Raw genomic sequence first — 11,411 nt, 5'->3', positions numbered from 1 at the left:
GAAAATTCATATTTTTGTTGACATTTACCGATTCCATACAGTAAAATTGTTTTCACATAAGGAATTATTTATCGGAAATAGGGGGAAATGAAATGTTTGCATTTACAGATAAAGTAGTGCTAGTTACAGGAAGTGCTAGTGGGATCGGCAAAGCGATCGCAAGCGAGTATGCGAAGCTAGGTGCAAAGGTTGTTTTAAACAACTTAGTAGAAACACCCGATATCTTGGAGTTCGTTGAGGAGTTAAAGCAACAAGGTACAGAGGCAAGTTTTGTGGCAGCGGATGTATCCAAGAGAGCTGAAGTCCATAATATGAAACTACATATTGAGAAACAGTATGGAAAGTTAGACATTTTAGTCAATAACGTGGGAGCGTCGTTAATAAAAAAGCCATTTTCGGAAATTACGGATGAAGAATGGGACCTGCATAGCGATGTAAACTTAAAATCCGTTTATCTGGTCACTCAAGAAATGCTTCCTCTATTACAGTCTTCTGAGGGCTCATCTATTGTGAATCTATGTTCAAGTGTTATTCGAAATGGCGGAATTATCGGTGGTAGTGCATACACAGCAGCAAAAGGTGGCGTCGATGCTTTAACTCGCGCACTTGCGAAGGAATTAGCAGCGGATAAAATTCGTGTGAACGGCGTCTCGCCAGGATTAGTAGACTCGAATTTCCATTCAGAAAATGTAGCGAATAAATATCCGCATTTAATTCAAGAAATCCCGCTAAAGCGTGTTGGTAAACCTGAAGATCTAGCCGGCGCTGTATTATTCTTCTCTTCTCCGTACGCATCGTATGTGACTGGTGAAGTTCTAGAAGTTGGCGGCGGGGCACGTTTGAAGTAATGTAACTAGCAGTATTTGCGAACTAGCACCAAGATTCTTGATTGTAAGGAAATCTTCTTTATGAACTGAACCCAAATAACCCACTTATAAAAGTGGAATATTTGGGTTCTTTTTAAGTGAAAAAATATAGTAATCCGATTAGGCAACGTGTAGAACGTTATATTATTTTTAATATTTAATCATAACCGAGTCTCTTGCATTACATCGACTTGCTGAAGCTCACATACAGTACAGCAGGGAGGTGAAGTTCATGTCGAAATGTACAAAAGTAAGCAATGAATGGCTTTTATTCTTCGGAATTTTAGCCGGATATGCTTTGCTCGGCTTGTTTTTAATTGTGCCCGCTTTATTAGTAGCTCTCGGTGGAAACTTGCTACTGTTAGCTGTGGCTGTGATTTTGGTGATCATCATCGTGTTGTTCGCCTTGGCGATTATTCTGAAAGGCCTATCAGGGCTGTTTCATCATCGTAAACACTGATGAATAAAAACAGTCGTCACTTTAGTAGTGGCGGCTGTTTTGTACATATATTGTGTAGAAACCTGGCACTCTATTCATAAAATATTAACCCTTCTCCTCTGACTGTTTGAGCTATATGTAAAATGAGCGGAATACAATGAAAGTAGTTCCTCTTAATGTCTGAAGGGAGATATGTAATGAATAACATCCTTATGATTTTGCTTTTGCAGTTGCTGTATGTTCCCTGCTTCACTCTACGCACGATCTTCATCGTTAAGCAGCTCAGAACGCAAGCGACACTCCTTGGTGCTGTGGAATCATTGATCTATATCTTTGGTTTGTCACTAGTGTTTGACGGAGAACAAAGTTTCTGGAGCATGCTTGTCTACGCGATCGGGTTCAGTATCGGTATCTATATCGGGACCATGGTAGAAGAAAAACTAGCAATTGGCTACACATGCATTCAAGTAAACATCCCTGCATTGAACCAACCCCTCATCGATAAACTCCGGGAAGAAGGTTATGGTGTAACTGTATTTGAAGGTACCGGACGAGACAGTATCAGGTATAAGCTCGAAATTCTGACAAAGCGAAATCAAGAGGAAGGATTATATGAAATGATTGGTGAATATCAGCCAAACGCATTTATCATTACCTATGAACCAAGAAAGTTTAAAGGCGGTTATTTGCTAAAAGCCATGAAAAGAAGAAAAAAAACAACGCCTAAAAAGGATGTTGAAATCTCTTCCACCTCTTCAAAATAATCAGCCATTTCGCTTGCTGTTCGCTCGACTCTCCCAAACTACTTACAAACCTCACCCACTGATACTCTATAAACGTAATTGTATGGAAATTGTGTGGGGACCTGGCACTGTGTCAAAAAGAGTGTCAACTCCAACGTTTTTTGGAGTTGACACTCTTTTCTTTCTTCAACTACTCAAATTGTGTGGAAATTGTATGGGGACCTGGTACCGTGTCTCCGTGTGGGGACCTGGTACCGTATCCATGGTACCGTATCCACCAGATACCCTATCCACCACTCCCCATCACAACTCCCCACGCGGTTTCACCGGATCTCCCTTTGGTGGCGGAATATCCGTAGACTCCGCCAACTTCATCAAATAATACGTTTCTTCCCGCGCCATATGATCTGCCATTAAAGGGGTAAGGGTGCCTAGCGTTTCTTTCTTCAGACCCATCTCTTCCAACTCTTTTAAAAATGCTGTGAAAATCGTCATTTCCAAGTTAATATCTTGATGAAACTTCGTTAACGCTGGGAACTTCAAAATATTCGTACGTAAAAAGCCAGCCATCTCAATTGCTTTTAAGTAAAATGCTTCCCATTCTTTAGTGAATTTTTCACTTTTCTTTTTGAGCTTCTTTTCCACACGGTCCAAATTTGCATCCAGAGCACCTGCATGCCCTGCTGCATCTAGTAACCATAGCAAGTCGTGATGAAGAGGATGTACAGTCGGGGGTTTTTCTCCTTTCGCAAAACAAGTCAATAAGCGAATAGCCTCTTCCACTTCATTCACCATGTGATTAATAAAGGAAGGTGGCAAAGAAATTTTGATGTTGCCAACTAAGTGCTGTTCTATTAATAATAATTTAAACTGTCGGGTTTCTTCACATGCTTGTAGAGCTTCTTGTGCCACCGCCTGTAGAGATTGCGTATCGCGACCTCCCTTTGCTTTGGCAAGAAGGCCATCAAATAACTGTATATGATAGCTTGCTGTCTTTATATTTTCCACTTCATCCGGCGCTAAAGAATCGTGAATGAAGCGTGCATGATCACCTAATATTCGCGACCAAAAACGCAATTCAAATGTCATCTCTTCTTGTAAACTCTTCAACACATTCCCTCCCTGTTCATCAAGGTCTCTGACAGTAGATTGTCTTTTCACACAGCAATAGGAAGCGGTTTCCATTTACAGTAGTCTGCAAACATCTTCCCTATTCATACTATGTGTAGCTACTGTTTTTATGTATGTGTTCATGATGGAGATCCACCTTAATTATTCTAGTCATCGATAGACTTTCACACGAAGCGAGTGTTTATAAGCGGAAGTAAAATAACTCATGGACGTGCTGCATATAGTGAGTATAAATACAAATTGAGGAAGTGGTTTGCATGATTGAAAGGGCGCTGCTTTTGATTATTCTATTACGAGTTATTTCAGGAAGTATAGAAATAACGGCTGCTGCACTCATGTTTAAATTCAATGACTTGGAAAAAGCGTTTTACATTAATTCTTTACTTGCATTAGTAGGCCCATTTATATTAATTGTGACAACAGGAATCGCATTGCACGGCCTCACGGAAAAAGTATCTTTAGTAAGAATGATTTGTCTTTTCGCAGGAATTTTTCTCATCCTTTATAGTTTAAAATCTGAATAAACTCTTCATTCCGTACATATCTGTAAATGAAAAAGGACCTGACAGTTTTTTACTGTCAGGTCTTTTTCAATCTTTTTGATTGGATTCTTCGATTTCTTTGACATTAATGAACTTAAACACCATAAAAGTTAAAATTACTCCCAGCACAGTGGCAATGATATAACTACCGTTCAGAAAATCTTTCATCGCAATGGACATCAATGGAGGACCCGCAGCTACACCGATAAATCTAGCTGAACTGTAGAATGAGGAAACTGTGCCTCGCAGCTCTTTTTCAATATTTTCCGTAATAATCGCATCCAGTGCAGGCAATAATGCGCCAATGGCTATCCCCACTATACTAGTTACAATCAACAACAGGATCAATTTCTTGCTTACAAATCCAACAAAAATGACACTGGCAGACATGGCGATTAAGCAAACGACCATGACCTTTTTTATAGTTTTCGTTTCCCCTTTAATTTTTCGACCCGATAAAAAGGAAGCTATGCAAAGGAATAATAACGGAATGGCCAAAACGAACCCTTTCTTAATCCCCTCAATATCATGTGTTTTCTCCAGGTTTTCCGATAAAAAAAACAACATACTGAATAATACTAGCATGACTAGAACACCATTTAGAAATACGGTGTACAACCATTTACCTTCTGATGCAAATACTTTTTTAGTGTTCTTAATAAATGCCTTAAACTTTACAGGTTCATCTTTTTCTTTTGGAACCTTTACAAAGAAAAAGATCAGTATGAAAGAAATGACACTAAGTGCAGAAATTGAGAAGAACGGCAAGAACCATAATAGAGCAGCAAATGCTGAACCTAATATAGGAGCTAATACTTTTCCAAACGTGTTAGACGTTTCAATAATTCCTAAACACTTACTGCTCTTTTCGGCATCGTCTTTATATAAGTCCCCTACAAGCGGTAGCACGATCGGCATAGCGCCAGCCGCTCCTATACCTTGTAATACCCGGCCAATAATAATCATCGTATACGGGTCATCCATCTTCCACGATGCAAATCCCGCAATCAGTCCCCCGATCAAAGCAAAAACCAAACTCGGCAATATCACCATCTTCCGTCCGAAACGGTCTGATAAATAGCCGGCTACAGGTATAAGAAAAATAGCCGCCACCGAGTAACTGGTAATGATCATACTCGATTGAAACGATGAAATCCCCACTTTATCTTCCAATAAAGGAAGCACGGGTATGAGCATAGAATTCCCCAGCGTCATAATTAGAGGAATTGAAGCCAGACTCACAATACACCACACACTAACTTTGTCTGCACCTTTTTCCATTACCACACCTCATCTTATTCTGTTCTACTAATTAAAGGTATGGTTTCCTAACGAGAAGTTTTTATACTTTCATATTTTTTACCAACATGAACATGGTTTTATGTACAAAATCAAGCAACAAAAAATGAAATTTTGTCAAAATAACGCTTGATAAGCTTGAATACCGAAGTAAATGCCAAAACCGATCATGGACACAGAAGAGATAATAGAAACAACCAGTAAAAGTTTTGAGGACAAGAATTTGCGTGCTCCACTGGATAAGAAAGCCATGATCAAATCCACGATGATGATACCTGATAAAATCGCAAAACTGTTAATAATGATTTGATACCCTGTTGTTCCACCAGCTGTTTTGGCCAGAATAGAACCGTATATACCGAGCCAGAATATAATCGTAAGCGGATTCAACAATGACATTAAAAATCCAGTCATCATAGACGTTCGTAGTCTAACCCGTTTACCCAATTTCACACTCGTTTCAACTTTACTTAACGTCAGCAAGTTTTCGATACCTGTATACATCAGCACAAAACACCCAAACGACCAGAGAATGATTTTGATTAACGGTGAATCAATAAATTGCCCAACTCCAAAGTATACAAGAAACATATACATAATATCCGTAGTCACGGAACCAAAACTAAAAGCCCAAGCATGAAAAAAACCTCTTTTAATTCCTGTGTTTAAAAGAACGGTTTTAACAGGACCGATTGGCGCGGCTAAAGATGCACCCAAGAATATATAAAGAAAAATTGAATTCACAAAATCCCCCCTATTATATGTTGTCCTGTTATTTTATTCACATCTACTGACTGATAGGACTTGGAAGAGGGAATTCTAAAGAAATATTTTAATTTGTAGGATTTGTCATAGACGTAGTTTTTTGCGTAGTAAAATTATTAGCAACCCATTCATAATATATTGGCGCGGGAATCTGGCATAGCAGCGAGAAAAGAGCCTCCCAATCGTTTATACGATTAGAAGACTCCCTCATCTTTCTCATATTCTACTGCCCGAGTTTTGTAAGGCCTTGTTCCTTCCACCAAACCAAATGTAGTTTGATTCCGCCCATTATCTTTCGAAGAATACAACGCCCGATCGGCTCTAGACTGCAACGAATTCTCTGTATCTCCTGGCACCTTGGTCGCTACCCCAATGCTGACCGTCACACCATACGTATTCCAGTCTGCATTCTCAACTCGGCAACGAATTCTCTCCGCTATTTCTAACGCCTCCACTTTCTCTGTAGCAGGAAGGACTAAAGCAAATTCTTCTCCTCCGTAACGAGCAGCAACATCTTCTTCTCTAGATTCTTCTCTAAATACCTGTCCTAACTTCTGCAATATGCTATCACCTGTCAAATGACCATACGTATCATTTACCTTTTTAAAAAAGTCGATATCGATCAACAGAAAAGAAAGGGGACAAGTTTGTTCATCCGGCCTCATGAAGTAAGTTGAAAGACTTTCTTGTAAGTAGTGGCGGTTCCCGAGACCTGTGAGTCCATCTGTAATGGCCATCTCTTGAAGTGTCTCATTTAATGCCAATAACTTGTTTTGCTTGGATTCTAACTCGATCCGCAAGCGGTCCAATTCCGCTATTTGTTTCTGCTTCATTAGATTACGTGTTTCTACTTGTTTTTTGGCCGCAAGAATCACTTCCTCATACTCGAGTCTTCTCGTCATGCGCAGACATGCACAATCATTGTATATTTTCCCATCTCGTTCTTGACGCACCGCATTCAGCAGTACAGATATTTCCTGGCCCTCTTTTGACTTGAATGAAAAATACATCTCTTCTACTTTATTCTGCAATCGGATCATCGGGAAAAAGTACAGCTGGTAAAAAGACCGGCTAGCGTTCGGCAATATTAGATGGATGTGTTTGCCTTCCACCTCATGACGTTGATAGCCAAGTAAACGAAGCAATGTTTGATTGATTTCAACAATGACCCCTGTATCATCCAATGTGAAATAACCGAACGGTGCAAAATCTAGCTGTCTATCCATTTGTGACAGGTCTCTTGTATACGGAATTCAAATACGTACTAATCCGCTGAACAGTTTCTTCCGGATGACTCATATGAGGGCAGTGTCCTGTGGCATCCATGATTTCCAGCTTACTATTCTGTAGGTGACGGTGCATATAACGCCCTACTTCAACAGGTGCAATACTATCATCGGAACATTGAAGAATGAGCGACGGCACCCCAACTTTCCTCACATCGTCGCGATGATCAGAGAAAAATGTTGCGACCGCAAAATGATGGGCCACTTCCGGATCTGTCGAGCAGAAGTTATCCTCCAATTGCTGTGCAAGTTCCGGTCGTTCAGGATTCTTCATAATGACTTGTGCAAGATAATTCGCCCAGCCAATATAATTCATGTTCATCATCTGAATCAGTCCTTCTATATCTTCCCTTTCAAACCCACCGTAATAATCTGGCAGCTCATTCAGATAATAAGGAGAAGGTCCTATCATTATAAGATGTTCAAATAAATTCGGCTCCTGAATGGCCGCTAGCATCCCAATAATCCCTCCAACAGAATGTCCAACAAATACTGCTTCTTTCAATTCCAAAGCATGACATACATCAAGCACATCCTGCGCATAGCCATGGAGGTCTTGGTATTTTTCAGCACTATACGCTTGATAATCAGACTGTCCTGAACCGACATAATCAAATAATACCACTTGGAAATCTTCTTCAAAATAAGGCGCTGTCAAATTCCATACATTCAGATCACAGCCGAAGCCGGGCGCAAATATAATCGTCTTTTCACCTTTTCCAGTGACTTGAACATTATTACGCAAAAGGATATGTTGATTCATAGAAGAGCCTCCATTTTACTATTAATAAATTTAGTAATCATACTATTTCACTAGTCCATAAAACCTAATAATAGTATATAGTAATTTTCATTCTCTTTCAATCTAGCGTATTGGGTCTTTTATAACTTAATAATAGTATATATGCGCTTTTGTCTCCATTCAAATTCAAAAGCGTCCACTCCGAAAAATTCGAGTGGACGCATGATCTTTATGAAAGTAATCCTACTAAGGCTTAATTATCGAAATTGTGTATGAATTGTGTGGGGACCTGGTACCACTAACTACCTGTATCTCTATTCCCGATCCCAAAAACGCTGCGTTGCAACAGCTGAAACGAACTCCGCGCCGAAGTCAGAACTTGTTGAAGCAAACACTACGCCTGCCGCATGATGATTTTCTGATGTTCGTACATACGATTGTCCCGTAGAGGCAACACCAATTGGCTTGTAATGCGTATAGGCTACATCCACATAATAATTCAAGTCGTAATCGAACCTCTTCTGATTCTTATGACTTCCACCCACAATGTATAACGAATCAAGAAGATAAGGACTGGACGTCAAAAACGTTTCATCAATCTCAATTTTTGTCCCATTATCGCCAGTAACTGTGCCAAGTGTTTCACTGACGGTGACTACAAACACTCCGTATTCTATTAACGTCTTTAACACTCGGCTTACTTCTTCGCCGTTAAATCCGTCACCTAGTAAGACGCCCACTTTTTGTGAGTAGGCATAGCTCGGAGTGTTAGCCTGGCTTAGTGAAGGGTAACTAGTTGAAACAGGTACCTGGCTACTAGTTGGTCTGCTGACTCCGATATTGTCAGCAATCAAACTTGCCAGCTCCTGATCGACTTTAGCCAATAGTTCTATATTTTGTTGCCGAACGGATACACTCTTTACGCTCCCTAGTTGAAAGCTCAATGCCTCAATCGTATGCTGCTTCTCTATGGGAGATAAACTATTCCAAAAAATTCTCGGTTGAGTATAAAAATCATCAAACGATTTGCTTCGTGCTCGTATAGCGTACCCATCGATTTTTTTAGGGTACGATTCATACCCTCCCTCTTCTGGAGGAGTGGTGTAAGGCGTGTTATCGGCCAAAGAGTTTTTATGATAATTTACCTCATCTACATCGATCCGATACCTCATATTGCCGCGACGTGAATTATTATGGAACGGACAGATCGATCTGTTGATAGGAAGGTCCTGGAAATTCGCGCTACCAAATCGATGATATTGAGTACTTTGATACGCCATTAACCTTCCCTGCAAAACGGGGTCATTGGAAAAGTCTATACCCGGCACAACGTTTGCTGGGTTAAATGCGACTTGTTCCAACTCCGCAAATTCATTATCAACATTTCGATTTAACGTCATCTTGCCAATCAGTTGTACAGGTATGAGTTCTTCTGGCCAAAACTTTGCAGGGTCCAGAATGTCAAAATCAAATGCAAATTCATCTTCCAATGCTACTAATTGAACACCGAGTTCATACTCAGCATACGCTCCGCGGTCAATTGCCTCTCTTAGGTCTCGTCGGTGATAATCCGGATCAATTCCACCAATCTTTTGCGCCTCATCTTGAAGCAATGAATGAACGCCTAGGACTGGCTTCCATACAAATCGTACGAAAGTGGCTACTCCTTCTTCATTCACAAATAGATAGGTATTAATCGACCAAGATTCAATCATACGATAGCTTCTGACTATGCCTCGGTCCGACATAATCCACAACACCATGTGAAGCGCTTCTTGGTTGTTCGCCACATAATCCCAGAAGTTATCATGTGCAGCGGACGCTGTCGGCATGCCAGTACGTGGCTCGGGTTTATACGCATGCATCATGTCAGGAAATTTCATCGCGTCTTGATTGATTAACACCGGCATGGCGATGGTCGTTAAATCATAGTTTCCTTCTTCCGTATAAAACTTCACGCCTTTACAACGTAAATCTCTTGCCGTATCCTTGGAACCTTTACTTCCTTGCACAGTAGAAAACCGTACAAAAACCGAAGTCTTTTTTCCGGCTTCTTGTAGAAATCCGGCTTTCGTAAATTGCTTCATGGATTGATAGCATTCAAATTCACCATGCGCACCATAGCCTCTCGCATGAACTACTCTTTCAGGCACTTCTTCGTGTAGAAAATGCGTCATTTTTTCAAAGTACTCATAATCCTGACGTAATGTGGGACCACGTACACCCGCTTTTAATTGGTCTTCATCGTTCGATAATTTCTTTCCTTGATTCGTCGTTAAAGGTTTACCTGTATTTTGAATACGGAATCGTTCTAATTGCTCGTTTTTCCGATTTTGTTTCTCTTTCTTTTCATTATGCGACCTTGAATTATTCTCATCCATTATACAAACTTCCCCCTTCAATTTCACATCGCATCATCTTATGAATATTCGATTGATTTCATTCCAATTTGAAACATGGGGTTAAAGCATGCACCACTTGTTCTGTACATGGATGGAATAATAGCTACCGTTTTGTGAATACTGAGATTGGGTAAAGGGAAAGAATAAGACAAGTGTCCTTTTACACATGATGGAGAAACATTGTATAAACGAGGAGAGAGGTGTCTTCATGGATCCACAACTGTCTAATGGAGAAGATTATAAGTATATAATGGCCACGTCTATTGGAAGCGGAAAAGGAATAGAAGTGCTACCGGATCTATATTGCCATACGATCCAAATTGTCAATATCGTTTTAGTAGGCCACCCCAATTCAAAGGACTTTGTGTTAATCGATACCGGCATGCCGTACTCCGCGGAGAAAATACTAGCGGTTGTAGAAGAGCGTTTCGGTGTGGATAGTCGCCCGAAAGCCATTATATTGACGCATGGACATTTTGATCATGTAGGAGCAGTCATTGAGCTCGTAAAGCATTGGGATGTGCCAGTGTATGCGCATGAATTAGAGCTGCCGTTTTTAACCGGAAAAGCCAGTTATCCAGATCCCGATACCACTGTAGAAGGCGGGATGATTTCCAAGATGTCCGCTATATTTCCAACGGACCCTGTTCAATTGGGAAGCCATATCGAAAGCTTACCATCTGACGGCAGTGTACCTTTTTTGCCGGAGTTTCAGTGGATTCACACCCCAGGTCATTCACCAGGTCATGTATCGTTCTTCAGGCAGAAAGACGGAGCTTTAATCGCCGGAGATGCATTTGTCACGGTAAAGCAAGAATATCTCTATAAAGTATTGACCCAAGAACAGGAAATCAGTGGCCCACCGCGCTATTTAACAACCGATTGGGATGCGGCTTTACAATCTGTAATTAAACTCCAAGCCTTACAACCAACTGTCGCCATAACGGGCCATGGATTGCCTATGGAAAAGGAGTTACTAGCCGACAGTTTAAAGAAGTTAGTCGATGACTTCGAACGTATTGCGGTTCCCGATTATGGTGAGTTTGTTGATCAAGATAAGGATTGAACCAATGAATGCTGGTTGTTTATACCATTTACGTCACCAAAAAGCGTCAACTCTGAAGTTCGGAGTTGACGCTTTTTCTTAATTCATAGGAGGACCCATCTCTTCTGTGTTCGTTTACGTAAATTGTGTG

Annotated in this window: 11 protein-coding genes; 5 read left to right on the top strand and 6 right to left on the bottom strand. The window is 40.5% G+C overall.

The features are described from left to right. Positions 1-92 precede the first annotated feature (92 nt). From CSV61_RS08700 to CSV61_RS08690, 3 genes are all read left to right on the top strand, one after another. The gene (locus CSV61_RS08700; RefSeq protein WP_099638897.1) at positions 93-848 is read left to right on the top strand and encodes an SDR family NAD(P)-dependent oxidoreductase; all 756 of its coding nucleotides are present in this window, start codon (positions 93-95) and stop codon (positions 846-848) included. Positions 849-1,098: 250 nt separating this feature from the next. Further along, positions 1,099-1,326, top strand: a complete 228-nt coding sequence (locus tag CSV61_RS08695; RefSeq protein ID WP_099638896.1) for a hypothetical protein — start codon at positions 1,099-1,101, stop codon at positions 1,324-1,326. Between the two features lie 176 nt (positions 1,327-1,502). Further along, positions 1,503-2,069, top strand: coding sequence for a DUF2179 domain-containing protein (locus tag CSV61_RS08690; RefSeq protein WP_099638895.1), 567 nt, complete (start codon positions 1,503-1,505; stop codon positions 2,067-2,069). A gap of 282 nt (positions 2,070-2,351) precedes the next feature. Here CSV61_RS08690 and CSV61_RS08685 read toward each other — a convergent pair whose 3' ends face one another. Further along, positions 2,352-3,161: a DUF2935 domain-containing protein gene (locus CSV61_RS08685; RefSeq protein ID WP_233193560.1), complete on the bottom strand. Its 810-nt coding sequence runs from the start codon at positions 3,159-3,161 to the stop codon at positions 2,352-2,354. A 275-nt stretch (positions 3,162-3,436) separates the two neighbouring features. Here CSV61_RS08685 and CSV61_RS08680 point away from each other — a divergent pair, with 275 nt between their 5' ends. Next, positions 3,437-3,703: a YqhV family protein gene (locus CSV61_RS08680; RefSeq protein ID WP_099638894.1), complete on the top strand. Its 267-nt coding sequence runs from the start codon at positions 3,437-3,439 to the stop codon at positions 3,701-3,703. A 66-nt stretch (positions 3,704-3,769) separates the two neighbouring features. Here CSV61_RS08680 and CSV61_RS08675 read toward each other — a convergent pair whose 3' ends face one another. The 5 genes from CSV61_RS08675 to CSV61_RS08655 all read right to left on the bottom strand — a co-directional run bounded on the left by CSV61_RS08675 (position 3,770) and on the right by CSV61_RS08655 (position 10,194). Next, the gene (locus tag CSV61_RS08675; RefSeq protein WP_099638893.1) at positions 3,770-5,002 is read right to left on the bottom strand and encodes an MFS transporter; all 1,233 of its coding nucleotides are present in this window, start codon (positions 5,000-5,002) and stop codon (positions 3,770-3,772) included. Positions 5,003-5,137: 135 nt separating this feature from the next. Further along, positions 5,138-5,764, bottom strand: a complete 627-nt coding sequence (locus tag CSV61_RS08670) for a LysE family transporter (RefSeq protein ID WP_099638892.1) — start codon at positions 5,762-5,764, stop codon at positions 5,138-5,140. A 215-nt stretch (positions 5,765-5,979) separates the two neighbouring features. Continuing rightward, positions 5,980-7,011, bottom strand: coding sequence for a sensor domain-containing diguanylate cyclase (locus tag CSV61_RS08665; RefSeq protein ID WP_099638891.1), 1,032 nt, complete (start codon positions 7,009-7,011; stop codon positions 5,980-5,982). Beyond that, positions 7,004-7,834: an alpha/beta fold hydrolase gene (locus CSV61_RS08660; RefSeq protein ID WP_099638890.1), complete on the bottom strand. Its 831-nt coding sequence runs from the start codon at positions 7,832-7,834 to the stop codon at positions 7,004-7,006. Before CSV61_RS08660 ends, CSV61_RS08665 begins: the two co-directional genes overlap by 8 nt. 293 nt (positions 7,835-8,127) lie before the next feature. Next, positions 8,128-10,194, bottom strand: a complete 2,067-nt coding sequence (locus CSV61_RS08655) for a catalase (protein ID WP_099638889.1) — start codon at positions 10,192-10,194, stop codon at positions 8,128-8,130. Between the two features lie 229 nt (positions 10,195-10,423). On the opposite strand from CSV61_RS08655, the gene CSV61_RS08650 reads away from it, so the two are divergent. Then, positions 10,424-11,281, top strand: coding sequence for an MBL fold metallo-hydrolase (locus CSV61_RS08650; RefSeq protein ID WP_099638888.1), 858 nt, complete (start codon positions 10,424-10,426; stop codon positions 11,279-11,281). Positions 11,282-11,411: the final 130 nt, after the last annotated feature.

The organism is Sporosarcina sp. P3, from assembly GCF_002743415.1.
GTDB lineage: Bacteria > Bacillota > Bacilli > Bacillales_A > Planococcaceae > Sporosarcina > Sporosarcina ureae_A.
This window is presented reverse-complemented; position numbering and strand designations above follow the sequence as displayed.